The organism is Mycobacterium sp. NPDC050853, from assembly GCF_040653875.1.
GTDB lineage: Bacteria > Actinomycetota > Actinomycetes > Mycobacteriales > Mycobacteriaceae > Mycobacterium.
This window is the reverse complement of sequence record NZ_JBFAGW010000002.1, coordinates 554955-578452: the sequence shown is the minus strand read 5'-3', so window position 1 is coordinate 578452 and position 23498 is coordinate 554955. Positions and strand designations below refer to the sequence as shown.

Sequence of the window (23498 nt, the reverse complement as noted above, 5' to 3'; positions counted from 1 at the left end):
CCCTCCCACTACTGTGGCAATCTTCCCGCGACAGCTGTCGCTACATCGATGGCCTTGTTGCATGCATCGGGCACCAGCTTGGGTCCCTCGTCCCCGCTGTAGACGTTGACGGTGAAGATCACGACCGCCTTCTCCGATGGCACGATCACATCGCACGAGGTTTGGCGGCCGTCCGGCGAATTCACGGCGCTTGATCGCCCGCCGATCGTTATTGGCTCCTGAAGCTTCAGGGTGTTATCCGGTTGTAGGTACTTCTCGACGGCTGAGTTGTGGACTCTGATGCCAAGAGACCACGATCGGTTTGTTGGCCTCCAGCGGCATCCACGCAGAAGGGGATTTCCGACGCCGACGTCCTCCACATTGGTGGGGTCAACACCCCAGTTCCGGAGCTCGTCGGCGCCGAACGCTGTGCATGGCTCGAATGTGGTTCCATTTGTGTATTCGTTAGGCGGCGGATGCGGCCCAGGCAACGTGCTACTTACCGTTGGTAAGGGCGACACGGACGAATTCGATTCACGAGAGTTTGGTGAGGTCGGACGGACTGCCTCGCCAGTGGTCGGGATCGAGCAAGCTACGAGAACACATCCCACCGTCGCAACCACCGCCAGCCGCGTTGCCCTACTGCATGCTGGGTGCATGAGGATCAATCGAGAGCTGCTGGCCTTTTAAGGCCTGGGTGTTGTTTGACTCCACGGCGCGGATGGCCATTTCGGTAGCGACGAATCGATCCGCAAAACCCTGGTATTCCGCGCTGAGAGCCGTCAGTGCCTCCCGAAGGCTAGCCGCCACCGATTTGTATTGATCGGCTACCGCTCGTCCCGTATCCAAGGGAACGTCCTCACCGAAACCCTTAACCACTTCTAGGTCGCGAATCTTGTCTACCTGCGCGTCGACTTTCTCTTTGGCGCGCAGGCAGTAAGCGGCGGCCTTCTGTCCGGCGTTCTCGGCCATGTGCAATGTCTGGCCGTTGGAGGCGTCGTACATCGCGTTCTGCTGTAGGTCGGGACTGAAGTTGTCCCAGTTGAAACCTGTAGCCATCGTGTCCTCCCCTCGCTCGTCAAGTGGACATGTTTGTCCTACGTATAGCTCTGACGTTAGAACACCCCGTTTGGTTCCATGTTTTTTCGAGTGATTCGCGGAGGTGCCAGCGCGTGAAGTTGTCAGGTTCCTGCGGTAGGGCAACCGGGGTCAGCGGTCAGGGGCAGGAAGTCAGATTGGGCGTGTTCGCCCCATAAGGTAGGACAGGCGTTCTCGTAGGAGCCAGGGATCTTCTTGGTGCACTCATGTATCGCGGTCAATCTGGAGAAATCGCGAGAATCATGGAACCGAATCGGGTCCGGCCTCGTCGGAGCATTACAGAGGGACATCCATGCCCTTAAGACGGGGGAGTCAGATATGTCGAGCGTTCCGGGTTCATCGGGTGGCCACCTGCATGTGGACCCGGCCGAGTTGCGGGCCCATGCAGACCGGCTCCACGGGCACGCTTCGGATCTCAAAGAAGCGCACGAGGCCGCCCATCGCGCGATGACGGATGCGCAGGCCGGTTTCGGATCGGGGCGGGCGGCCAACGCCCTGAGCCGACGGATTTCTGATTGGCAGAAGGAAACCGCAGGCCATTACGCCGAACTGACCAGTCACGGTGAGAACCACACATCAGCGGCGGCCAAGTTCGTGACGCTCGACGCGGCCAATCGTGGCCACATCGAACAAGCCGGGCCAAGCAGCGCGGTCTGAAGGGGGAGTCGATATGGGGATGACACTCGACGAATTGCAGAATTGGCCACCGCAGATCAAGGCGCTCGCGGACGCCGCGTCGAAGCGTGGTGACGCCAGCCAACAGGCTGCGGACAACGTACAAGCCATCGTCGATGCGTCGACCTGGAAAGGTGATGCCGGCGATGCAGCCAGGGACGCGATGACACGCTCGGCCGCCCGATTCCAGACCGCGGGATTCCAGACGACCTATGTCGCGATGCACGCCAATAAGGCCTACGGAGAGTCCCAAACGCTGGCCGCCGACATCGGCGACTTCTTGGGGTATGCCGCGGCTCCTCCCGCCGTGGTCATTGATCCCAAAACCAACGGCGCGACACCCCCCGACATCACCGGGATGGACAAGGACCAGCTACAGAAAGTCATCAACAAACTCAAGGATCTCCAGACTCGCGTGACGGGTCTTTTGGCGCGCGGCGAAACGCTCGACGGTGAGTTGGCCCGTGTGCTCGACGAGGGCACCGGCGGCCACTCAATGGCAGACAAAATATCCGGGGAGGAAATGCGGCGACCAGAAATGCGTCGGCGCGCCGAGCAGGATGTTCAGGACGCACTGGCGGGTGACCAGGAAGCGGCCAAGCGGGTCGAGACTGTTCTGAACGGCGTAAAGCCCGGGGAGGAGTTGACCGCCGAGCAGGGCTCATATTTGAGCCAGATGCAAGCCCAACAAAAGGGCATGACTGTCGAGGAGCTCAAGACTGCCGAAGAGCGGTTAGGGGATCGGAAGCACATCATCGGCGACTCCTGGCAGCTGATGAGCAATGAGAGCGTCCGCTTCCCGAAGACGGAAACTACGGTCGACGCCCTTGATGACCCGAACAACGTAGTCAAAGGCGGTTTCGATCAACTGCCGGATTCGGTGAGAAACACAATCTCGAACGGTGGGTACGACACACAAGCCGATCCCCGGAAGATTCAGGACCTGACTGACATCACGGACATTGTTCGGGATGGGCGGCGGGAGCTGCAGACCGGTACGGAGGTCGATCGTGAATTGATTCGCTTGGCCGACCGGAGGATGGATTTGCCTCCCCCGTCGGATGATTGGCAGGTGAGGGACATCTTCACGTCGGCCGGGCGCGATCATCAGGTGATCCACGACCAACTGCTCGGCCGTCGTGGTGAGGACGGCGACGACTTCCTGCACGACATCACTAATGTGCCGTGGGCTGACAAGGGTGCGGCTGCGGGGTCGTTGTTCAGTTGGACGAACGAGCACGCGACTGGCCCCGAGGCTGATATCGCTGCGGAGACTGCCGAGAAGTATGCGAACTACATCGGCTCGCACAAGGACGAGCTGTTGACCGATCGAGGCCCGTTCGCGAACCAAACTCTTGGGCAGGCCAATCCCGAATTGGTGAAGGCGTTCGCCCACGGGCTGACCCCATACATGGATGACATCGCCAGCGTGGCGGGTGCCGAACGTGACGGTGACAAGTTTGACCCGCTGGATCCCACGAACTCCGAAAGGCCAATCGCCAAGGGCCTTTTTGCGGTACTGGGCACGCAGCAGGACGCCTATGTGGAATTCAATGGGGCAGCCGACCATCTCGCGCTGGATAGAGCACATAACTATGCGGAGGACGTCAAGAACGGCGTACCGGTGAGCAAGGATGACTCGAGGCTGCTCGACGCAGCAATCCTCAAGGGCTTGGTGGCCTCGGGGACGGCTGAGGGGCTGCATGCAATTGGTCTCAACGATGCCGAGGCTCAGAAATGGCGGGGCTACGCGTATGACGCCGGTGCGAAATCGCTGTTGGGAAGCAACCCCCTTGCCGGAGCGTTCGGCGCCGCGATGAAGGAGTCGATCATCGGGGCACCGCCGAATACCTCGACACCGGTGGTGCCCAATATGGCTGGCGACGAGTCCGCACGATTCGTGCTCAATGCACTCATCGCCGATGGTGTACCTGTTCAGGGAATCGATGAAAGGTACGTCGTCAATGGGCACATCGGTTCGCGAGAGGAATTGCTGGAGCAAAAGATCAATCCGCCTTCGGACTCCGAGTACCAGCGGCAACTCAACGACGCGCTGAACAATACGCTCGGCAAAGAGAACAATCCGTCGGGAACGTTTGCGCAGAAATACGAGGACGTCATCAAGCGGCCGGACGCCAAGTGATGACGCGTATCCGAGCGATTACAGCGCTCATCCTGGCGGCGGCCGTGCTATCGGCAGGATGTCACTTCTCCGCCGACGGTGAATCACAGATTCAGCGGTGGGGCGGTTTGTTCAGTGAGGTGCGTGATCAGTGGAGCGCTGAACCCGGGATTGAGTTGACGACCGGCCCGGTTGTCTCTGTGCGGGCATACATTGAGTCAACATTCCTGGCGGCCGCGATGGGCAACCTCGACTACGCCTATCCCGGTTTCACGGAAGCGGTGGCCCCCAACGACACTACGGGCGCCTTGGGTGCCAACACTCGCAGACCCGCCCTCGACATACCTTTGAAGTCGGCGCTGGTTGGCAACTACCGCCTCCATGTTCTGTCGGTGCAGCACTCAGGGCGAGATGTCGCGGCGACGGTATGCACCTATAGCTATCGGGTAGCCAAAGAGCAAGACAATGGAACGTTCAAGAGTGTGCAATCAGGAATCGGGGAATCGCGTGGCATCTACGTCGAACGGGTAATGCTGGTCGCCCCCGCCGGCGATGTGGTCCAGCCGTCTCCGCAGGCTGGCTTCGGGTCGGCCCCCAGTAACAATGTGTTCGGCGGCTGGCGGATCACTGCAAATTTGGAGTTTTTCCACGCGCGCCAGCCGGGATTCGAAACCCTATGGCCGACATACGATGCAGATAATCAGGCATGCATCGACAAAGCGCCTGACCTGCCGCAGCGGCGGGCGTTCCTCATCGATGGCGAGCATCCCCGCAGCGAGTTCCCCACGGCGCCTCCTGACCCCGGCTGGCCGGCGCCCTGACGCACCAACGCGGCCCCTTGACCGCCTAACTTACCGCTGATAACTTAACGCCGTTATCTTCTGAGGGAAGGCGCGGCAAGATGCTGGAACGTTTGGCTCGGTCGGTCATCGCGGCACCCCGCCTGGTCTTAGGTGTGGCACTGCTTATCGCGGTGGGCGCCGCCATTTTCGGGGTACCGGTGACCAAGTATCTCGCCGCGGGCGGGCAGCAGGATCCCAATTCAGAATCCGCCTACGTGGCAAAGGCTCTCACCGAGAAGTTCGATATCAGCGACCAATCCCTGGTGTTCATGCTCACCAGCGAGCAGGGTGTCCAGAGCCCGCAGACGCGGGCCGTCGCGGCAGATCTGGAACGCAAACTCAAAGACTCGGGCGTGGTCCTCAACCTGACCTCGGCGTGGACCGCTCCGCCGCCCGTCGCTGGGGAGCTTTTCAGCACCGACGGCAAGTCGGGGTTGATCGTCGCCGGACTGACCGGAGGCGAGAACCTCGCCCAGAAACACGCAGCGACCCTCATCAAGACGCTCGCCATCGATCGCGACGGAGTCTCGATCAAGGCCGGAGGCGTTGCGACGCTGTACAACCAGATCGTCACGCAGACCGAGAAGGATCTGCTGGTGATGGAATCGATCGCGATTCCGATCAGCTTCGTGGTGCTGGTGTGGATCTTCGGAGGGCTTTACGCGGCGCTGCTACCCCTCGTCGTCGGGGTGTTCGCGATCCTCGGCGCGATGTCGATACTGCGGGGCCTGACCTACCTGACCGATGTGTCGGTGTTCGCGCTGAATCTCACTGTCGCACTGGGATTGGCGCTCGCCATCGACTACTCGCTATTGATCATCAGTCGCTATCGGGAGGAGGTGAGCGCCGGGAAGCCGCGGGACGAAGCGCTGGTATTGACCATGGCCACGGCCGGCCGCACCGTGCTGTTCTCGGCGCTGACGGTCGCCCTCGCGCTGGTGGCGCTGATCCTGTTCCCGATTTACTTCCTCAAATCATTCGGGTACGCGGGTGTCGCCACGGTCTTCGTGGGTGCCATCGCGGCCCTTGTCATCGTGCCCGCGGTGATCACCCTGCTGGGTGATCGGATCGATGCCCTCGATGTGCGCCGGCTCATTCGGAAAGTCCTGGGCAGGCCCGAACCCGCAGCCAAGGAGGTCACCGAAACCTTCTGGTACCGGACCACCAAACGGGTTATGGCCCGGGCGGTTCCGATCGCCATCGTGATCGTGACGGCATTGGTGGTTCTCGGCCTGCCGTTCCTCGACGGTAAGTTCGGCTTCCCTGATGACAGAGTGCTACCCGCATCCGCGTCGGCGCATCAGGTCGGCAATGAGATCCGTCGAGACTTTGACAACAACAGCTCCACCAATCTGTCCGTCATCGCCGAGGGCGTCGGTCCGGTGCGGCCACCGGAAATCGACCGGTATGCCACGGAGCTGTCGAAGATCGAGGATGTCAAGGAAGTGGCCGCACCCACCGGCGCCTTCATCCGAGGGATGAAGGTAGGCCCCCCGGCTGGTGCGACCGGAATCAAGGACGGTACAGCGTTTTTCACAATTCAGACGGGGGCCAAGCCGTATACCCCCGCCGCAGATCGTCAGCTCGACGCCGTGCATGCCTTACCGGGCCCCGGCGGCGTCGCCGTCAAGATCGGTGGAGGAGCTCAGCTGGATCGGGATGCTGTCGACGGCATCGTGCACAAACTTCCCTTGGTGTTGGCCATCATCGCGATCGTCACCTTCGTGCTGCTGTTCCTGCTGACGGGCTCGGTGGTGCTGCCTCTCAAGGCTCTCGTACTCAACGTGCTGTCACTGACGGCCACCTTCGGCGCGCTGGTCTGGATATTCCAGGAGGGGCACCTGGGTGGTCTCGGTACCGAGGTTACCGGCACGATCGTCGCCTCCATGCCGATGCTGTTGTTCTGTATAGCGTTTGGGCTGTCGATGGACTACGAGGTGTTCCTCATATCGCGGATCCGCGAGTACTGGGTGGCGTCCGGGCAGACGCGTGCCGACAGTGACGAGGCGGTGGCGCTCGGGGTGGCCCGCACCGGCCGAGTGGTCACGGCGGCGGCGGTGATCATGTCGATTGCCTTTGCGGCGCTCATGGCCGCGCAGGTGTCCTTCATGCGGATGTTTGGTACCGGACTGACCATTGCGATCCTGGTCGACGCCACCGTCATCCGGATGCTGCTGGTGCCGTCGTTCATGCGAATACTCGGGCGCTTCAACTGGTGGGCGCCCAAGCCGCTGGTCAAACTCCACGAACGGATTGGGGTAAGTGACTAGTCCGCGCCGCCAGCGTTCCTCGCGTGGCGAAGGTGAACAACTCCGCGACGAGATTGTCAACGCCGCAATCGATCTGGTCTTGGATACCACGGAGCTGCGGGCGCCATCGATTCGTGAGGTGGCGCGCAAGATCGGTGTGACCCCGCCGTCGATCTATCTGCATTTCGCGGACAAGGACGAATTGATGGACGCGGTATGTGGCCAGTACTACCAGCGACTCGACGATGAGATGGTTACCGCGGCCCTCGACCAGCCGACAGCCCTGGAGCGCCTGCACGCGCAGGGAATGGCCTATGTGCGCTTTGCCGTCGCGACACCGTTGATGTATCGGCTGGCCACCTCGGCGCCACCGCGCAACGACAGTGAGCTGGATGAAACGTTGGTCAGTGCGGCATTCGCACACCTGCACAAAGGAGTTCAGGAACTCGTCGCCGAAGGTTTCTACCCCGACGGTGACACGGTGGCCATGGGCTTACAGCTTTGGGCGGCGGCGCACGGGGTGGCATCGATGCTGGTCACCAAGCCGTACCTGCCCTGGGGTGACGGGGAGGTGTTCGCCGACAACGCTTTACGTGTCGCCTGCCTGGGTCAGGCGGTCAGCGATATCGATCTGACCGGCCTGCTGCCGCGTCAGAAGTAGAGCCGCACCGAGGACAGCGTGCCCGGGGCGGCCGAGTTGTCGGAGAACTCGAAGAGCCCGACTCCGCGCCGGTCGGCCAGACGCACCGTCGCGGAGACGGAGGAGCCCGCAGCCAACAGCTTGTCGACCGTCAAAGAACTTGCCGCCGAGCTGAACTCATCCAGCGATGCTTCGGATATCCCGTCGACGGACAGCGTGGCGTCACGAGAAAGCAACCTGGTGACCGTCGCGATATCGCGGGCCGTTAGGGCTGCCGCCAACTCCTGGACGCGCTGCCTTCCCGTGTCATGGACGCCCTTGAGTCCACGCATGAATCCCAGTACTCCGTTGAGGCCCTGGTTCTTCAGCAGCTGCGGACCCAGCTTCACGCTCGCGAGTAGACCGTCACTACCGGCGCCCAACAGCTGGCCGATCATCGCGCGCAATTCCCAGTACGCGAACAAACGGTCGATCTTGAGGGATGAGGCCGGTCCGTCCTCGACCAGGTCGTAGCGCAGGTGCATCGGAATGTGCATCGTGACGCCCGTTGACATGGTCGTATGAATGGTCAGATCGCGTAGCACCGACATTCCGGCGACCACATCGTTTTCGACCTCGAACACGATGGTGTTGGGCGCGATGAAGGTGTCATAGAACTTGCTGATCGCGTCCTCGCCAATGTGCGGTCGCGAACCTACCGGGTCATTCACCTGGCCGTAGGTGGCGAACAGGCCGACCCAGGTGTCCTTGTCATGTGCACCGACAGCTGCCGGCGACGCCTGAACGGTCGCCAGCAGCTCGTCGGAATAAGGGGTGCTCGACACAGCTCCTCAGATCAGTCTTAGGACAGTGCCGCGAACACCGCGTCGTAATCGGGTTCCTGGGCGATCTCGGGCACCAACTCGGTGTAGGCCACATTGCCGTCGGCGCCGATGACGACGATCGCCCGTCCCAGCAGGCCGGTCATCGGGCCGTCGGCAATGGTGACGCCGAAGTCCTCGCCGAACGAGCTGCGGAATGCCGAGGCGGTGCCGACATTCTCGATGCCCTCTGCACCACAGAAGCGCTTCTGAGCAAACGGCAGATCCTTGGAGATACAGAGCACCGGGGCTCCGGCCTCGGCGGCGCGCTGATTGAAGGTCCGCACGCTGGTCTGGCAGACGGGCGTATCAATCGAGGGAAAGATGTTGAGGATCACCGGCTTATCGCGGTACTGCTCGCTGGTGACGGGGCCGAGATCGGCGCCTACCAGCTCAAATGCCGGGGCAGGAGAGCCGACGGCGGGAAGCTCGCCGACCGTGTTGATGGGGTTTCCGCGCAACGTGATCTGTGCCATGAACCCAGTGTTCCAGAGTTGGGTTGCTGATTGGGTGGTGGGTGGGTGCTAGATCAGCGTCGGCGGGGCTAGGTTGGAGATATGGCGACGCCCGTCAGCTTCGACAACAAACTCTTCTCGGCCATCTGGTCGGCCATCGCACGGCGGGAACCTCCTGAGATCAAGGAGCTGCGTGCCGAGAATCTGCGCGGTCTCACCGGACGTGTCCTGGAGGTGGGTGCGGGAGTCGGCTCGAACTTCCCGCTTTACCCGGACACCGTCACCTCCGTGACGGCGCTTGAACCGGAATCCAGGCTGCGCCCGCAGGCGCAGGATGCGGCCGCCGCAGCCGCCATCCCGATAACCGTGACCGCGGGCGTCTTCGAGGACCTCACCGTCACGGGTGAAGACCGATTCGACGCGGTGGTGTGCTCGCTGGTTTTGTGTTCGGTGAGCGACCCTGATCGCGCCGCCGCGCAGGCATTCCAGGTGCTCAAGCCAGGAGGCGAGGTGCGCTTCTTCGAACACGTGGCGCACGGCGGTGCACTCGGACTGACGCAGCGTGCGGTCGATGCGACCTTCTGGCCGCGACTGTTCGGCAACTGCCACACGCATCGAGACACACTGGCCGCGATCGAACGGGCCGGATTCGAGATCGAGGGGCAACGCGACGACTGGCTGAAGGTTATGGGTATTCCGATGCCGTCCTCGTCGGTCGTGATCGGACGTGCGGTCAAGCCTGCCTAGGGGAAAGCCTGCGGATCAACCGAATTCGACGACGGTCATGGCCGGCCTCACCCGATCGGAAAACGGGAGATCGTAGAACAGCGGCGTCGCCAACTTCAGGAAGGTGCCGCGCCCGGGAGGCATCCGTACCTCCCGCACCGCGCGAACTCCGTCGAGGGCACGTAGCTCACCGTATTGGTGGGCGGTGAAGGAGAAGGGCATCGGCGGCACGGTGTAGTGCTCACTCAGTTTCCAGCCGCGCCGTTGCGAATACACACTCATCAACCAGGGAATGGTGTCGAAGACCATCCATCCACCGGGAAATCGTCGGGCGCAGGCGGCGATGAGGTCGAACACCACATCGCGCTCCAAATACATGAACAGCCCCTCGGCGGTGATCAGTACGCCGTTGGAGTCGTCGACCTGATCCATCCAGGAGTGGTCGAGTGCCGACTGTGCGAGATAGCGGAGCCGATCCGTCGGAGGAAGCAACTGCTGGCGCAGCCGCACGATGGGTTCCAGATCGACGGTCAGCCAGTTCAGCTCGCCGTTATCGATGCGCCAGAAGCTGGTCTGCAGTCCCTCGGCCAACGCCACCACCGTGGCGCGCGGGTGATCCGCCAGGTACTCGTTGGACACGTTATCGAATGTCAACGCCCGCAGCGCAATACCTTGATGGGTGCGACCAAAATGCTGGTAGTCGTAGTCGAGGCTGTCGCGCAGGACGATGGCCATCGGGTCTTCGAGAACACCGTCCAGCCGAGCCGCCTCGGTGGCCCGCTGATTCAAGGTGATGAGCGCGGTCTCGGATACGCCGTCGAGGTGGCGGGCGTCAATGGCAGCCATGGTTGCCAGAGTACTAGCGAACGAGCTTGTGCAACGTCCGCAGATTTCGGGTGGTCGTCGTCGACTTGTACCGCTTCTTTCCGGTGGTCTTGCCGATGGGGCTGCCCAGCGTCTGTGACCTGGGTACTTGCCAATACAGCACGCCATTACCGGCGGCTATGCGTTCGGTCTCGTCGAGGTCACCGCCGAGCGCGGCTAGCTCGGCAAGCACCGATGGGTCGCTGCAGAACATCACGTACGAGTGGACGTCCTCGATTTCGGGCTCCCAGGGGAATTCCGCGATGATGCGGCCGATGGTGTCCAGGTCGTACACCAGCACCCAGGCCTCGTAACCAAACCGAGCGCCGAGCACCTGCTGCAGTCGTTCCTTGACCGTGGACGCAGATTCCGTGGAGTCCAACAGCACGTTGCCGCTGGCGAGAATCGTTGTTACACCGGTGAATCCGTCGGCCTCGATGGCATCGCGGACATCGGCCATCTTCATCGTGATGCCGCCGACGTTGACACCGCGCAAGAGGGCGGCATATCTGCTCATGGTTTCTCCCAGGTGATCAGGTGACGCCACAGCACGTTCGGTGCGGGCATGCCTATCCGAACTGCAGGAGTGTCATGGAGGGCCGGGTTCGCCGCAGAAAACCGCGATCGAGACGCTTGGAGTTCACGAACTTCCAGATGCCGCGGCCCGGGTGCAGCGGTATGTCGATGGCCGCCACCACGCCCGGAACAGAGGTCAACGCCTCGCCTTCATCGGGGGTCAGCGCGAACGGCATGGGCGGCGCCACATAACGGTCGGACAGTTTGAATCCTTGTAGGGTGCGCTTGCTGAACCAGTGCGGGATGTTGTCGAACATCATCTGCCCGCCGGGAAAGCGTTTGGCGCAGGCCTCGATCAGTCCGAGCGATTCCTCGGGCTGCAAGTACATGAGGAGACCCTCGGCCGTGATGAACACGCCGTTGGAGTTGTCCACCCGGTCCATCCAGCTCAATTCCAGGGCCGACTGCGCCAGCTCGACGATCCGCTCGTTCTTGGGCAGCAGTTTGTTGCGGAGTTCCATAACCGGGGGAAGATCGACCGAGTACCAAGCAAATTGGGTTGTGGATTCCGCGCCGCCTAACCGCCAAAAGCTGGTTTGCATGCCCTCGGCGAGAGCGACCACTGCTGCCTTGGGGTGTGTCGCCAGATACACCCGTGCCTGCGTGTCGAAGGCCAGTGCCCGCAGCGCATGGGTCTGCGATGGGCGGCCGAACTTACGGTAGTCGTACTCGATGGCGTCGAAGAGCTCTGCGGCCAGCGGGTCCTGGATCACACCATCCGGGCGCTTGGCCTCGGTTCCGCGGTTGTGCAATGTCCACAAGGTGGTAGCCGAGACACCCTCCAGGCTGTCCCCGCTGATCCGCGATGAGCCGCTTGGGCGAAGAGCATCAGACTCGGTCATGAATCTGATGCTAGTGAAATGGTGCGACGACCGGGCTCTCCCTTGGATAGGCTAGCTGGCATGACCGAATCGAACGGGAGCGGCGAGCCGGCCGCTGACGACGCCAAGCGCAGGTTCCGTGAGGCGCTCGAGCGTAAGAACACCAAGGCCTCAGCGGCCGCCGACAACAAGGACACCGGAAGCAAGCCGACCCACGCACATGGCCGGGCCGGCTCGCACCGCGAATTCCGTCGTAAGAGCGGCGGTTAGACACCCTTCTTGTCACTGGCCAGTGCCCGTGCGGTGATCAAGCCGGCCAGGACCACCACCCAGCACACGAGGCCAAAGCCCTTGAGCCCCCAGACGACTGAGGCCAGGGTGAATCCGCCTGCGATCATCAGTGCTATCCCGACGGCGGCACTGCGTAGACCGGGATGCGCGACGTACCCTCCGTCCCAGCCGGGCAGCGGGTTGTTCTCCAGCGGTCGCAGGGCTAGGAAAAGCCCGGCCACCAGGACGAGCATTGTCGCCACCTGCAACACCGAGAGCAGTATGAAATCAGGTGCGGCGGTGTCGTATCGGGGAAACCCGAGGAAGTCGAACGCCAGGTGCATACCCAGTAGCGCAGGCATATGCCAGAGGTACAGCGTCATCGCGCCCGAGTTGCCGATGGCGACCGCCCACCACACCCGTGGGCGCTGAGCCCAACGATTGATGGCGGGCATCGCCGCGATGGCGAGTGCGGACAGGATGACTGCGTGCCCGGCCAGTACCAGCGACGGCGGGATCATGTTCGGCACCTTCTGCCCAGCCACTCCGACCAGGCTGATCGTGTACGGACCGAACGTCACCAGTGCGATGTTGACCGCGAGTGCGGCCAACGCGAGCATCAGCGCCGCCTTCTGGGTGATCAGCTGCCGGCGGTACCCCACGCCCAAAACCGCCGGCAGCAGCCACACCACGAAGTTCACGTACCCGATGCCCGAGGGTGCTCCGAGCCCCAGACGCAGCACGTCGACCGCCGCAATTCCCAGGTAGATCCCCGCCAGCGCGCCGAACATGCTCCGCGTCGTCGTGATGCGGGCAAGCAGCGGAACCGCGGCCAACACCAGCACATAGGCGCCGAGGAACCAGAGGAGTTGGGTGCTGACACCGGCGACCGGCTCGTACACGTGCAGCGGCAGGATCTGCCGGAGAATCAGCAGCGCCGCTGCCCAGAAGCCCACGTAGTAGAACACCGGGCGGTATAGCCGGGTGCAGCGATGCATGAGCCAGGACCCCCAGCTGGTCCCGGGCTTCCAGGACCCCACGCTCGCGGCGACACCGGCGAAGAAGAACAACGGCATGATCTGGAAAATCCAGGTCAACGCCTGGAAAATCGGGCGCCCGTTGAGCAGGTTGCCCCATAGCAGCACACCGTTGTCGATGGTGCTCACCGCCATGATGGTGTGCCCGAGAACCACGCCGACCAGCGACACGATCCGGATCACGTCAAGTGCACGGTCGCGCGTTGTCGGGGTGGCTGAGCACACCTCGTCGGCGGTGGGCAAGCCCAGAGTCGTCGTCATGCACCCAGCGTCGTCGAGTGGATCGCGCCGACACAGCGCGTCGCTACGCGACCTTGCTAGGTAATTTCCCCTGGGCCTGGCGAGTAGGACTAGCCGCCGAGAGCGGCGATGAGGTCCTTGATGCGCGCGGCCTCGTCATCGGTGACGGCTTCCTCGGCTTCGACCGCCGTCAGGAATCCGACCTTCAGACCGGCACCGTTCGCGGTTTCCTGCGCGGTGAGCCGCGCACGCCGACGTGCGGTGTAGAGACGTTGGCCCAGCGTCGCGCTGGAGCTGTCGGCGGCATCCTTCATCAGATCGTCATACCGATGGCGTACCCCGCTCAGCGCGAGGATGACCGAGGGCGTGACGCGGCTGCGGCCGGCCGCCTTCGCGATAGCGCCCTCGAGCTTGCGCAGCCCACCGAGAACGACAGCGACACGCTCGCCGTACTCGGGGTCGGTGGGTTCAGGCAAGGTGTCGATGGCGGATGCGTACATATGCACCGCCGCATCGACGAGGCTGACAATGACTGGGGCTTCTCCGTCATCCGGCACGACTTCAGGCACGACCCATCGACTCCTTCTGAAATAACCGGTGTATGCCCCCGAAAGACAAAAGACAGGCGGGGTCGCCGACACCGTAGCGCCGATCCGGATCCGGTACAACCCTTGTCGGATGAACGATTTTCTGACACCAGCGTCCATCTTGGAGAAGTGAACTGTGCTGTGCTACCTATCTTTTCGGTAGCGAAGCTGTGGACATGGGGTGTGGTGGCAACGGCAGTTGATTAGCCGGTGGTCGTGCTCGCCGCGACTTCTCGACGTGGACGCTCCTGCCAGATGACGGCGATGAGGCATAGCGCAGTCAGGGTGGCTACCGCGAGGGAGAAACTCACCCCCGCAGTGCGCAGTCCCCACTCTTGAGCGGCCAGCCCCTCACCGATAACCGGCAGTGCGATTCCGATATAGCCGACGACAAAATAGCTGGACGTCACCCCGGCGCGGTTGTCCTCGGGAACCTTTTCGGCGATGGAGGCCAGGCCGCGGCTGAAGCTGATGCCCTGGCCGACGCCAACCGCCACGGCGCTGGCCAAGTACCAAGGCAGCGATGATGTCAAGAGCGCGATCGCGATGAGCAGCATTCCTGCGAGCAGGATCGCGCAACCGATGATCAGCGCCCGGGCCGCCGGTACCTGTCGGGCGAATATCTGTGCAACACAAGAGGATCCGAACACAAGAAAGACGGTTGCCCCGGCCACGGCATGATTGTCGATGCCGATCACGGTGGACAGAAATCCGGGTGCCACCGCGGTGAACGACCCCAGTGCCGCGAATCCGGCGAAACCCGCGGTCGCGGCGGCGGCGAATGTGGTGCGCACCTCCTGCGGCAACGAAAGACGTTGCACACCAAGTTTTCCGTGTTTTGGCGCGGTTTCGGGTGCCAGGAGTAACGCCACCACGGCGATGAGCACAAGTGCGATATGAATGACGAATGCCAGGTGTGTCGGCCAGGGGGCGTACTGGACGAGGAACCCGGCCATCAGCGGGCCCAGGCCCAGGCCGCCGGTGTTGGCGACAGTAGCCACCGCGGCCGCCCGGCCGCGCCATTGCTCGGGTGCCGCCTCGATGACCGCGACCGTGGCTGCGCCGGTGAAGAACCCCGCCGATAGCCCCGAAACGATTCGCGCGATCAGCAGCAGGGGAACTGAGTCGACGAAGAGAAAGATGACCGAGCTGAGGATGGCGAATCCGGCGCCCGTCAGCAGCAGTGGGCGACGGCCGAGAACGTCTGACCAGCTGCCGAACAGCAGGAGCGCGAACAGCACCCCTGCGGCATAGGTGGCGTAGACGACCGTGGTGGTGAGCACAGAAAAGTGCATCTGCTGCGAGTACAGCGCATACATCGGGGTCGGCATCGTGGTGCCGATCATGACTACGGAGAAGCTGAACGCGAGCAGTGCGAAGGCTGCCGAACGGCGCAGACGGGCAATCACAACTCACTGTAAGTCGTGGGCGATGGAAGGTTGTTCCCGTCGAGATGACATCTACATGGGTGATTACCTCACAAAGACCAGCGTCAACGTCATCTCGGCGGCGGTCTACTAGTGCTGGACGGCCTTCTCCGCGCCGATACCCGTCAGGGAGCGCACCTCCATCTCTGCGTTCAGCCCCGGGTCACCGGTTTCCTTGGACGTCAGGGTCCCGACGATGCCGAGCAGGAAGGCCAACGGAATCGACACGATGCCCGGATTGGCCAGTGGGAACCAGGCGAAGTCGGCACCCGGGATCATCGCCGTCTTGGTGCCGGAGACGGCGGGAGAGAAGACGATCAGCACGATAGTGGAGATCAGCCCGCCATACATGCTCCACAGCGCACCGCGGGTGTTGAACCGCGGCCAGTACAGGGAGTAGATGATGGTCGGCAGGTTGGCTGCTGCCGCAACCGCGAACGCCAGGGCTACCAGGAACGCGACGTTCTGCCCGTTGGCCAGGATGCCGAGCCCGATCGCGACGACGCCCAGCACCACCGCGGTGATCCGTGACACCCGTACCTGCTCTTCCTCGGAAACTTTGTGCCCCTTCAAGACCGATGCGTAGATGTCGTGCGCGAACGATGCCGATGCGGTGATCGTCAGTCCCGCCACTACCGCGAGGATGGTCGCGAAGGCCACCGCCGAGATGACCGCCAGCAGAATGACCCCGCCCAGTTCGAAGGCCAACAGGGGCGCGGCCGAGTTCTGGCCGCCGGCCGCCGCCAGGATGCGATCGGGTCCCACGAGCGCCGCGGCGCCGTAGCCCAGCGCCAACGTGAAGAGGTAGAAGGCGCCGATCAGTCCGATCGCCCACACCACCGATCGACGCGCCTCCTTGGCGGTGGGGACGGTGTAGAAGCGCATCAGGACGTGGGGGAGACCCGCGGTGCCGAGTACCAGCGCGAGTCCGAGCGACAGAAAGTTGATCTTGGATGTCAACGAGCCGCCGTATTGTGCGCCCGGAGCCAGAACATCCCGGGATGCAACACCTTTGGTGTGGCTGCCGGAGACGGCATGCTGAGCCGCGCCGAGGATGTCGGAGAAATTGAAAGCGAACTTGGCCAGCACCATTGCCGTCATGAGTGCGGCGCCGGCGATCAGCAACACTGCCTTGATGATTTGCACCCAGGTTGTGCCCTTCATGCCGCCCACCAGGACATAGACGATCATCAGTAGGCCCACCACTCCGATCACCACCGACTGACCCACTCGGCTGTGGATGTTGAGCAGTAGCGCCACCAAACCTCCGGCGCCTGCCATCTGTGCGAGCAGGTAGAACAGCGACACCGCGAGGGTGGATGTGGCCGCCGCCAGCCGCACCGGACGCTGCCTGAGTCTGAAACTGAGCACATCGGCCATCGTGAATTTGCCTGTGTTGCGCAGTAATTCGGCCACAAGGAGCAGAGCAACCAGCCAGGCCACCAAGAACCCGATGGAATATAGGAATCCGTCGTAGCCGTATACGGCTATGGCTCCCGCGATTCCGAGAAAGCTTGCGGCGGAAAGGTAGTCGCCGGCAATGGCGATGCCGTTCTGCGGACCGGAGAACGCGCGGCCGCCGGTGAAGAACCCCTCGGCGGTCTTGTTGCTGCCGCTGGCTCGGATGACGAGGTAGAGGGTGACGGCGACGAAGACGGTGAAGATCGCGATGTTGGTGGCCGGATTGCCGACGGTATCGGCCGCCAGCGTCGATGGAGTGGTCATGCCTGTTCCACCTCGGCGCGGATGGCTGCGGCCCGCGGATCCAGCTCGCGATTGGCGAACCTGACGTAGAGGCCGGTGATGACGAACGTCGTGACGAACTGACCAAGGCCCAGCACTAGTCCCACGTTGATATTGCCGATGAGCTTGATCGCCATGAAATCGTGAGCGAACGCACCGAGCACCACATAGAGGCCATACCAGATGAGGAAGAACGCAGTCATAGGAAAAACAAAGCGGCGCAATGTTTTCCGGAGCTCTCGAAACTCTGGGCTGGCCTGGAGTTCCAATGCGCGTTCGGTGGATAGCTCGGGAGGATCGATAGCGGTCAACGCGGGCTCCTTGTCGATACCTGGCAGGCTGCTGGGAGAGCGTAATGAGGGCCGGGGTCACACCGCGGGGTTTCCAGCGCTGATTAGTCAGGTGTTCATCTGACAAGGCCCGGGTCGGTGGGCCCGAACGTCATACTTTCTTGGGTGACGGATCTTCCCAATACTGTTGGTTGACTGCACGCAAGAATTTCTCTGCATCGGTTGGCTCGCTGGGGGGAGCCATGGTGATCGTTTCGCTGACGATGCCGTCGGGAAGACGGGGTGCGGAACCCACATCGGGTATGAAGTTCTTCAATGCGCCATCGGTATAGGGCACGCCGGACTTGACCTGATCGTTGGACACCAGGGAGAACGCCCGCGCCATGGCGTCCTGAGATTCCTCGGGTAGTCCTGCCTTGATTGCGGCGATCTCAGCGGAGGATTTGCCATCGAAGGACTGTGCAAATTCGTACAGATACTGCAGCTGGTTGGACGGGATCGTCACGCTCTTGCCGGCCGCGAGGTCTTTGAGTTGTCGATCGTCCAGGAGTGATGCCGCGTTGACCCGGTTCAGCACGTTCGGATCTCGCTGGCTGCTCTCTTGGAAATGGGCCCCGTCCTGATTTCCCTGTGTGGAGGTCAGCCCGCTGAAGGGGTTGAAGGAGGCCGCCAGCTCATCGCAAATAGCGTCGATTTGATGCTGGGCTTCCAGTTCGGCTCCCCACCACTTGTCGTAGGCGGTCCGCATCATCCGTGTGAACTTGGCGGCGTACTGATTCCCCTTCTCGATGATCTCCGGGGTGGAGCGAGCCTGCGCGATCCAGGTGGTGGTGAGATCCTCTGCCACGGTGTAGCCGTGGTCGATGGCCTCGTTGTACAGGTCGACCGCCTCGCGGCGATACTCGATTGCCTGGAACTCTAAGGTGACCAAGGCTTTCGGGGCGTCCTCGAGTAGCACCTCGGTGGCCATGTAGATAGTCTTCTCGTCGTTGGCTGCGGTTTCTTGGACCGCGCGCGCGGTCTCACCGTCCCAGGGCAGGCCGCCAGGTCTTTCCACCGCATGCTTGTAGTCCTGGGCGCGATGCTGCAGCTCGGCGGCAGCAAGCATCGCTTGCCGCAACGGCACGATCGACTGCTCGGGGTGATTGGTCAGCAACCGTCTGGCCGAGTACTCGGATTTCATCGTGGCCTCGACAACGAGGCGGCCGAGAGGATGGTCTGCCGCACGTACTCTTCGGTGTCACCGAAGCGAGTCTGCGCCTGCTCGGATAGATCGGCCATGTTCTCGCAGCGCGCAGCGAACATGCGCTGTAATTCGGGAATCACCTCGGTAACGAGTCGCCTGACTGCAGTCAGCGATGGTGCATCCCCGTATTCAACCCTCGTGGGGTTGGCGGCCCTGCTGCATAGCTTTTGAGCCTGTTCTCGTAATTCCGGCGACAGCTTGCGCAACGCCTCTAGATCAACGTCCAATTGGCGTGACAGCGGCAGCCTCCCCGAGCAACGACGATCTTGGTCGCCTAAGTTGCCGTAGCGTAGCACCGCTGAGGTTGTCAAAGTCGGGAAGGAAGGAATGTCACATTGGCGAAATTGCAGCTAGCGCAGGACCCGGCCGCCGATGAGTTGCTGGAGGAGAATCCCCTGGCGTTGTTGATCGCGATGCTCCTTGACCAGCAAATACCTATGGAGGTTGCGTTCGCGGGGCCCAAGAAGATTGCCGACCGGATTGGCGGTATCGATGCGCACCAGATCGCCGAGTACGACCCCGACAAGTTCGTGGCGTTATGTTCCGAACGGCCCGCGATACATCGATTCCCCGGCTCGATGGGCAAGCGTGTGCAGGTGCTCGCGCAAGAGATCGTCGAGGAGTACGACGGCCGCGCCGAGAACATATGGAAGGCCGGCGACCCGAATGGGGCCGAGTTACTCAAGCGACTCAAGGCGCTTCCGGGTTTCGGCGAGCAGAAGGCCAAAATCTTCGTGGCACTGCTGGGCAAGCAGTACGGAGTTCAGCCCGCGGACTGGCGTAAGGCTGCGGGAAACTACGGCGAGAAGGGGACGCATCTGTCGGTGGCGGATGTCGTCGACGCCGAGTCTCTGGGTCTTGTGCGCGCCCATAAAAAGGAAATGAAAGCGGCTGCCAAAGCAAAGGCGGCCAAGGCATAACGCCCTGACCGCCTTGCCTCTGTATTGAAAAACTACGGCAGCGCCGCAAACATCGGTGCCGACGGAACCAGGCCCGCACCCGGGGTGGCCACGGTGGGCAGCCCCGCGGCCGGAGCGACGGCGGCCGGGACTCCATTGACCAGCGCCGGCGGGACCAGCGCCTGCTGCACACCGGCGGGTAGCAGCTTGGGCAGGTTGGTGGCCCACAGATCAACGGTGGAGGTAACGCCCTCTGCGCCGGGAATCTGCGGAATGGCGGGCAGGTTGTTGGCGGCGGGGACCGAAGCCGGTGACAAGGCCTGCGCGGCGGCCGGGGTCAGTGCCTGTGCGGCGACCGGAGGCAGTACGGCCGGGGCCGCGGGTGCCACACCCGGTGCCGGTGCCACTGCCGGAGTGGCGGGTGCCACACCAGGAATCGGTGCGACCGCCGGAGCGGCAGGCGCCAGGGCAGGCGCCAGGGCGGGTGCCGCAGGTGCGGCGATCGCGGCGGGTGCCGCAGGAGCTATCGCAGCCGGGGCGGCGGGGGCATTACCGAAGCCCGAGGCGGCCTGGCCGAGGATCGCGGCCGGGTTGGTGGGGTTCGGCCCGGGGGCCGGGATGGGGTCAGCGCCGGCGGTTGAGGCCAGGCCGAGTGCCAGGCCGGCCGAGGCGAAGGCCGCGATCGACGCGCCAACGAAGACGTTGGGGAGCCGGGACATAAACCGTGACATATTGAACTCCAATGCTGTTTCGCTAGACATGTGTACCGGTGTTAAACGCCAAGGTAATCCGTTACTGGTGTTACTCAAGTGACGCGAGTGGTGTAGATGGAACCGTTACCAAAACGAGTGAGCGAGGTTATCTAAGCCCCCATGGAAACGGAGCGAACCGAGCCGACCAGGGCGGATGAAGAGCCGTTGGTGCCGACACGCGGCGCGGCAGTGTGGCGGCGTGTCCGGGAATGGGGTCCGTGGCTGCTTGTGCTGAGTGTCGCGGTGCGGGTCGCCTGGGCCTACTTGACACCGCATGGCGCCGACCTTGTCGACCTGCACGTCTACGTCAGCGGTCCTGCCACCCTGGGACACGGAAATCTCTACGAGTTCACCTATGCGGATAAGACGCCAGGCTTTCCGCTGCCCTTTACGTATCCACCCTTCGCGGCCGTGGTGTTCTGGCCGCTTCACCTGCTTCCGTTCACCCTGCTTGGGCTGTGCTGGATTCTCGGCACCATCGCCGCGCTGTACGCGGTGGTTCGGCTGAGCCAGCGGCTGCTCGGATTCGACGACGCCCGTGCGGCGGCCATGTGGACGGCGGTGACGATGTGGACCGAGCCGGTGCGCTCGACGCTCGACTACGGGCAGATCAACGTGCTGTTGATGCTGCTGATCCTGCTGGCGGTGAGCTCCCCGCGCTGGTGGATTTCCGGCACGCTGGTGGGGCTCGCCGGAGGGGTGAAGCTGACCCCACTGGTCAGCGGGCTCTACTTCCTCGGCGCGCGCCGCTGGACGACGGCCATCTGGGCCGGCCTGGTCTTCGTGCTCACTGTGCTGGTGGGCGTCGCAGTCGTCGGGGCGCAGGGCCGGTACTACTTCACCGACCTGTTGGGTAAGCCGGACCGGATCGGGCCGATCGCCACCGTCTTCAACCAGTCCTGGCGTGGCGGGATCTCCAGGATCCTCGGACACGACGCGGGATCCGGAGCGCTGGTGCTGGTGGCCTGCCTGATCACCGCCGTACTGGCCTTCCTGGCATGGCGCGCCGTGAACGACAGGCTGGGGCAGATCTGTGTGGTGCAGATATTCGGCCTCCTCATTTCGCCCATCTCGTGGACACACCATTGGGTGTGGATGGTTCCCTTCATGGTGTGGCTGATCTACGGACCGTGGCGAGAGAAATTGGGTGCCAAGGTCTTTGGCTACGGGTGGCTGGCGCTGCTGCTGGTCGGAGTGCCCTGGCTGCTCAGCTTCGCCCAACCTGATATCTGGCGGATCGATCGCCCGTGGCCCCTGGCCTGGGCAGGGCTGGTGGACATCGCGGCTGCGGTGGCGACGCTGACCTGGATGGCGGTGACCGGGATCAGGTCGGCGCGGGCTTCAGGTCGAGCGGTATCGACCACCGGCTAGCGTTGCCGTCATGACAGAGCAGCGCACCGTCCTTGTCACCGGCGCCTCCAGCGGGATCGGTGCGAGCGCGGCCCGAATCTTCGTCGAACGCGGGCATCGTGTGTTGGGCACCAGCCGCAACCCCGACACCATCGCCGCCCCCATCGCCGGGGTGCAGTATCTGCAGCTCGATCAGACAGACAAGGCGAGTATCGCCGATTGCGTCGCGCAGGCGGGCGAGGTGGACGTGCTGGTCAACAATGCTGGAGAGAGTCAGATTGGCGCACTCGAAGACGTCCCGATGGATGACTTCGAGAAGCTGTTCGTCACCAATGTCTTTGGGCCCGTTGCCCTCATCAAGGCGGTGCTGCCCGGTATGAGGGAACGGCGTCGGGGCGCCATCGTCATGGTGGGGTCGATGGCGGGCACCCTGCATGTCCCGTTCCGGTCGACCTACAGCTCGGCGAAATCGGCGCTGCATACCGTGGCCGATTGCCTGCGCTACGAGGTGGCGCCGTTCGGGATCGCCGTGAGCACCGTGGAACCCGGAGTCATTGCGACCGGGATCGAGACACGGCGCAACCGCATCGTGTCCGAGGGCTCTGCCTATCGTGAAGCGTTCCAGACGGTCGACGCGGCCATGGCCGCACGGGAACAGCACGGTATGGCCTCCGACGACCTGGCGCGTCTGGTCGTCGACGTGGCACTGAATCCGAATCCGAAACCCTTGTACGCCAAGGGTAGTAATGCACCGCTCATCATGGCCGCCCAGCGACTGCTGCCCGCCGGACCGTTTCTCAAGTTCCTGGCGCGCATGCACGGTCTGAAGTCGAGGTAGGGCATGTTTCCGCAAGGTATGCACCCGACCGGTTCTTCAGATGCCTTCCACTCCAAGGACATCGGCAGGTTGCTACTGCAATGTCCCGACCGGATCGGCGTGGTGGCCGCAGTCAGCGCTTTCCTGGCCAACGCCGGAGCGAGCATCATCTCGCTGGCGCAGTACTCGACCGAACCGCAGGGCGGCTGGTTCATGCAGCGCACCGTGTTCCACCGTTCCGGACTCACCGCCGCACGAGAGAGCATGGAGACAGAATTCGCCTCTATTGCTGAAGAATTCGATATCCAGTACCGGTTTAGCGAGGCGACCAAGCCCAAGCGTGTCGCGATCATGGTCTCGCGCACGGATCACTGTCTGCTGGATCTACTGTGGCGCAACCGCCGCGGCGAGCTCGACATGTCGATCGTGATGGTGATCTCGAACCATCCCGACCTCGCCGAGCAGGTGCGCTCATTCGGGTTGCCCTTCGTGTATATCCCGGCTACCCGTGAGAATCGCGCCGAGGCCGAACGTAAGCAGTTGGACCTGCTACAGGGAAACGTCGACCTGGTGGTCCTGGCCCGATACATGCAGATCCTGTCGCCGGAGTTTCTGGCCGAGATCGATTGTCCGCTGATCAACATCCATCATTCGTTCCTGCCCGCGTTCACCGGTGCGATGCCGTATCGGCGTGCGCGTGAGCGCGGCGTCAAAATGATCGGTGCCACAGCGCATTACGTGACGCGGGAGCTCGACGAGGGACCGATCATCGAGCAGGACGTGATCCGGGTCGATCACACCCACACCGTCGAAGACCTGGTGCGGCTCGGTTCCGATGTGGAACGCCTCGTGTTATCGCGTGCGGTGGCCTGGCACTGTGAAGACCGGGTCATGCGGCACGGCAACGTCACCGCGATCTTGTGATCCCGTGAC

General features: G+C 62.8%; 26 protein-coding genes. 11 read left to right on the top strand and 15 right to left on the bottom strand.

What is annotated here, in order from left to right; all coding sequences use genetic code 11:
* Window positions 1-8 precede the first annotated feature (8 nt).
* The gene (locus AB0H22_RS11135; RefSeq protein ID WP_358146619.1) at window positions 9-638 is read right to left on the bottom strand and encodes a DUF3558 domain-containing protein; all 630 of its coding nucleotides are present in this window, start codon (window positions 636-638) and stop codon (window positions 9-11) included.
* Entirely contained in the window at window positions 619-1038 is a 420-nt protein-coding gene (locus tag AB0H22_RS11130) for a hypothetical protein (RefSeq protein ID WP_358146617.1), read from the bottom strand. The genes AB0H22_RS11135 and AB0H22_RS11130 overlap by 20 nt, the downstream gene beginning before the upstream one ends.
* A gap of 357 nt (window positions 1039-1395) precedes the next feature.
* On the opposite strand from AB0H22_RS11130, the gene AB0H22_RS11125 reads away from it, so the two are divergent.
* The 5 genes from AB0H22_RS11125 (at window position 1396) to AB0H22_RS11105 (ending at window position 7626) form a co-directional block, all read left to right on the top strand.
* The gene (locus AB0H22_RS11125; RefSeq protein WP_358146616.1) at window positions 1396-1734 is read left to right on the top strand and encodes a WXG100 family type VII secretion target; all 339 of its coding nucleotides are present in this window, start codon (window positions 1396-1398) and stop codon (window positions 1732-1734) included.
* Between the two features lie 13 nt (window positions 1735-1747).
* The gene (locus AB0H22_RS11120; protein WP_358146615.1) at window positions 1748-3895 is read left to right on the top strand and encodes a hypothetical protein; all 2148 of its coding nucleotides are present in this window, start codon (window positions 1748-1750) and stop codon (window positions 3893-3895) included.
* Entirely contained in the window at window positions 3895-4695 is an 801-nt protein-coding gene (locus AB0H22_RS11115; protein ID WP_358146614.1) for a hypothetical protein, read from the top strand. Before AB0H22_RS11120 ends, AB0H22_RS11115 begins: the two co-directional genes overlap by 1 nt.
* An 80-nt stretch (window positions 4696-4775) precedes the next feature.
* A complete protein-coding gene (locus tag AB0H22_RS11110; protein ID WP_358146613.1) occupies window positions 4776-6986 on the top strand; it encodes an MMPL family transporter in 2211 nt (736 codons plus the stop codon).
* The gene (locus AB0H22_RS11105; protein ID WP_180752099.1) at window positions 6979-7626 is read left to right on the top strand and encodes a TetR/AcrR family transcriptional regulator; all 648 of its coding nucleotides are present in this window, start codon (window positions 6979-6981) and stop codon (window positions 7624-7626) included. Before AB0H22_RS11110 ends, AB0H22_RS11105 begins: the two co-directional genes overlap by 8 nt.
* Here the strand turns inward: AB0H22_RS11105 and AB0H22_RS11100 are convergent.
* Both AB0H22_RS11100 and tpx read right to left on the bottom strand, forming a co-directional pair.
* Entirely contained in the window at window positions 7617-8429 is an 813-nt protein-coding gene (locus AB0H22_RS11100) for a nuclear transport factor 2 family protein (RefSeq protein ID WP_358146612.1), read from the bottom strand. The two genes, AB0H22_RS11105 and AB0H22_RS11100, sit on opposite strands and share 10 nt — an antisense overlap.
* Before the next feature lie 17 nt (window positions 8430-8446).
* Entirely contained in the window at window positions 8447-8941 is a 495-nt protein-coding gene (tpx, locus tag AB0H22_RS11095) for a thiol peroxidase (protein ID WP_180752101.1), read from the bottom strand.
* A gap of 81 nt (window positions 8942-9022) precedes the next feature.
* Here tpx and AB0H22_RS11090 point away from each other — a divergent pair, with 81 nt between their 5' ends.
* Window positions 9023-9667, top strand: a complete 645-nt coding sequence (locus AB0H22_RS11090) for a class I SAM-dependent methyltransferase (RefSeq protein ID WP_180752102.1) — start codon at window positions 9023-9025, stop codon at window positions 9665-9667.
* A gap of 15 nt (window positions 9668-9682) precedes the next feature.
* Here the strand turns inward: AB0H22_RS11090 and AB0H22_RS11085 are convergent, their stop codons facing one another.
* The 3 genes from AB0H22_RS11085 to AB0H22_RS11075 are packed head-to-tail and all read right to left on the bottom strand — an operon-like array spanning window position 9683 to window position 11928.
* Window positions 9683-10492, bottom strand: a complete 810-nt coding sequence (locus AB0H22_RS11085; RefSeq protein ID WP_180752103.1) for a class I SAM-dependent methyltransferase — start codon at window positions 10490-10492, stop codon at window positions 9683-9685.
* A gap of 13 nt (window positions 10493-10505) precedes the next feature.
* Window positions 10506-11027, bottom strand: coding sequence for a DUF1697 domain-containing protein (locus AB0H22_RS11080; RefSeq protein WP_358146611.1), 522 nt, complete (start codon window positions 11025-11027; stop codon window positions 10506-10508).
* A 52-nt stretch (window positions 11028-11079) separates the two neighbouring features.
* On the bottom strand, window positions 11080-11928 hold the full coding sequence (locus tag AB0H22_RS11075; protein WP_358146610.1) for a class I SAM-dependent methyltransferase: 849 nt from the start codon (window positions 11926-11928) through the stop codon (window positions 11080-11082).
* A gap of 60 nt (window positions 11929-11988) precedes the next feature.
* Here AB0H22_RS11075 and AB0H22_RS11070 point away from each other — a divergent pair, with 60 nt between their 5' ends.
* Entirely contained in the window at window positions 11989-12177 is a 189-nt protein-coding gene (locus tag AB0H22_RS11070) for a DUF5302 domain-containing protein (protein ID WP_180752106.1), read from the top strand.
* Here the strand turns inward: AB0H22_RS11070 and AB0H22_RS11065 are convergent.
* From AB0H22_RS11065 to AB0H22_RS11035, 7 genes are all read right to left on the bottom strand, one after another.
* Entirely contained in the window at window positions 12174-13475 is a 1302-nt protein-coding gene (locus AB0H22_RS11065; protein ID WP_358146609.1) for an acyltransferase, read from the bottom strand. The two genes, AB0H22_RS11070 and AB0H22_RS11065, sit on opposite strands and share 4 nt — an antisense overlap.
* Before the next feature lie 89 nt (window positions 13476-13564).
* On the bottom strand, window positions 13565-13954 hold the full coding sequence (locus AB0H22_RS11060) for a hypothetical protein (RefSeq protein WP_180752265.1): 390 nt from the start codon (window positions 13952-13954) through the stop codon (window positions 13565-13567).
* A 290-nt stretch (window positions 13955-14244) separates the two neighbouring features.
* Window positions 14245-15450 carry an MFS transporter gene (locus tag AB0H22_RS11055; RefSeq protein WP_358146608.1) on the bottom strand — a complete coding sequence of 402 codons (1206 nt, stop codon included), beginning with the start codon at window positions 15448-15450 and terminating at the stop codon, window positions 14245-14247.
* Window positions 15451-15558: 108 nt separating this feature from the next.
* Window positions 15559-17193, bottom strand: coding sequence for a cation acetate symporter (locus AB0H22_RS11050; protein WP_358146607.1), 1635 nt, complete (start codon window positions 17191-17193; stop codon window positions 15559-15561).
* The gene (locus tag AB0H22_RS11045) at window positions 17190-17522 is read right to left on the bottom strand and encodes a DUF485 domain-containing protein (protein ID WP_180752110.1); all 333 of its coding nucleotides are present in this window, start codon (window positions 17520-17522) and stop codon (window positions 17190-17192) included. Before AB0H22_RS11045 ends, AB0H22_RS11050 begins: the two co-directional genes overlap by 4 nt.
* A gap of 130 nt (window positions 17523-17652) precedes the next feature.
* Complete coding sequence (locus AB0H22_RS11040) at window positions 17653-18684, bottom strand: hypothetical protein (RefSeq protein WP_180752111.1); 1032 nt, start codon at window positions 18682-18684, stop codon at window positions 17653-17655.
* Window positions 18681-18974, bottom strand: coding sequence for a hypothetical protein (locus AB0H22_RS11035; protein ID WP_180752112.1), 294 nt, complete (start codon window positions 18972-18974; stop codon window positions 18681-18683). The genes AB0H22_RS11040 and AB0H22_RS11035 overlap by 4 nt, the downstream gene beginning before the upstream one ends.
* 117 nt (window positions 18975-19091) lie before the next feature.
* On the opposite strand from AB0H22_RS11035, the gene AB0H22_RS11030 reads away from it, so the two are divergent.
* Window positions 19092-19667, top strand: a complete 576-nt coding sequence (locus AB0H22_RS11030; RefSeq protein WP_180752266.1) for an HhH-GPD-type base excision DNA repair protein — start codon at window positions 19092-19094, stop codon at window positions 19665-19667.
* Between the two features lie 32 nt (window positions 19668-19699).
* Here the strand turns inward: AB0H22_RS11030 and AB0H22_RS11025 are convergent, their stop codons facing one another.
* Window positions 19700-20365 carry a hypothetical protein gene (locus AB0H22_RS11025; protein WP_358146720.1) on the bottom strand — a complete coding sequence of 222 codons (666 nt, stop codon included), beginning with the start codon at window positions 20363-20365 and terminating at the stop codon, window positions 19700-19702.
* A gap of 153 nt (window positions 20366-20518) precedes the next feature.
* Between AB0H22_RS11025 and AB0H22_RS11020 the strand changes: the two genes are divergently transcribed.
* The 3 genes from AB0H22_RS11020 to purU are packed head-to-tail and all read left to right on the top strand — an operon-like array spanning window position 20519 to window position 23489.
* Complete coding sequence (locus AB0H22_RS11020) at window positions 20519-21769, top strand: mannosyltransferase (RefSeq protein WP_358146606.1); 1251 nt, start codon at window positions 20519-20521, stop codon at window positions 21767-21769.
* A 10-nt stretch (window positions 21770-21779) separates the two neighbouring features.
* Window positions 21780-22586 (top strand): SDR family oxidoreductase, encoded by an 807-nt coding sequence (locus AB0H22_RS11015; protein ID WP_358146605.1) that lies wholly within the window; start codon window positions 21780-21782, stop codon window positions 22584-22586.
* Window positions 22587-22589: 3 nt separating this feature from the next.
* Window positions 22590-23489 (top strand): formyltetrahydrofolate deformylase, encoded by a 900-nt coding sequence (purU, locus tag AB0H22_RS11010; RefSeq protein WP_180752115.1) that lies wholly within the window; start codon window positions 22590-22592, stop codon window positions 23487-23489.
* Window positions 23490-23498: the final 9 nt, after the last annotated feature.

Bases quoted from the DNA above. Each gene is read 5' to 3' on its own strand.
- AB0H22_RS11130 (WP_358146617.1), bottom strand. From the start codon at position 1,038: ATGGCTACAGGTTTCAACTGGGACAACTTCAGTCCCGACCTACAGCAG.
- AB0H22_RS11065 (WP_358146609.1), bottom strand. From the start codon at position 13,475: ATGACGACGACTCTGGGCTTGCCCACCGCCGACGAGGTGTGCTCAGCC.
- purU (WP_180752115.1), top strand. From the start codon at position 22,590: ATGTTTCCGCAAGGTATGCACCCGACCGGTTCTTCAGATGCCTTCCAC.
- AB0H22_RS11015 (WP_358146605.1), top strand. From the start codon at position 21,780: ATGACAGAGCAGCGCACCGTCCTTGTCACCGGCGCCTCCAGCGGGATC.
- AB0H22_RS11090 (WP_180752102.1), top strand. From the start codon at position 9,023: ATGGCGACGCCCGTCAGCTTCGACAACAAACTCTTCTCGGCCATCTGG.
- AB0H22_RS11085 (WP_180752103.1), bottom strand. From the start codon at position 10,492: ATGGCTGCCATTGACGCCCGCCACCTCGACGGCGTATCCGAGACCGCG.
- AB0H22_RS11080 (WP_358146611.1), bottom strand. From the start codon at position 11,027: ATGAGCAGATATGCCGCCCTCTTGCGCGGTGTCAACGTCGGCGGCATC.
- AB0H22_RS11125 (WP_358146616.1), top strand. From the start codon at position 1,396: ATGTCGAGCGTTCCGGGTTCATCGGGTGGCCACCTGCATGTGGACCCG.
- AB0H22_RS11070 (WP_180752106.1), top strand. From the start codon at position 11,989: ATGACCGAATCGAACGGGAGCGGCGAGCCGGCCGCTGACGACGCCAAG.
- AB0H22_RS11115 (WP_358146614.1), top strand. From the start codon at position 3,895: ATGACGCGTATCCGAGCGATTACAGCGCTCATCCTGGCGGCGGCCGTG.
- AB0H22_RS11075 (WP_358146610.1), bottom strand. From the start codon at position 11,928: ATGACCGAGTCTGATGCTCTTCGCCCAAGCGGCTCATCGCGGATCAGC.
- AB0H22_RS11110 (WP_358146613.1), top strand. From the start codon at position 4,776: ATGCTGGAACGTTTGGCTCGGTCGGTCATCGCGGCACCCCGCCTGGTC.
- AB0H22_RS11050 (WP_358146607.1), bottom strand. From the start codon at position 17,193: ATGACCACTCCATCGACGCTGGCGGCCGATACCGTCGGCAATCCGGCC.
- AB0H22_RS11060 (WP_180752265.1), bottom strand. From the start codon at position 13,954: ATGTACGCATCCGCCATCGACACCTTGCCTGAACCCACCGACCCCGAG.
- AB0H22_RS11040 (WP_180752111.1), bottom strand. From the start codon at position 18,684: ATGAAATCCGAGTACTCGGCCAGACGGTTGCTGACCAATCACCCCGAG.
- tpx (WP_180752101.1), bottom strand. From the start codon at position 8,941: ATGGCACAGATCACGTTGCGCGGAAACCCCATCAACACGGTCGGCGAG.
- AB0H22_RS11025 (WP_358146720.1), bottom strand. From the start codon at position 20,365: ATGTCCCGGCTCCCCAACGTCTTCGTTGGCGCGTCGATCGCGGCCTTC.
- AB0H22_RS11135 (WP_358146619.1), bottom strand. From the start codon at position 638: ATGCACCCAGCATGCAGTAGGGCAACGCGGCTGGCGGTGGTTGCGACG.
- AB0H22_RS11120 (WP_358146615.1), top strand. From the start codon at position 1,748: ATGGGGATGACACTCGACGAATTGCAGAATTGGCCACCGCAGATCAAG.
- AB0H22_RS11020 (WP_358146606.1), top strand. From the start codon at position 20,519: ATGGAAACGGAGCGAACCGAGCCGACCAGGGCGGATGAAGAGCCGTTG.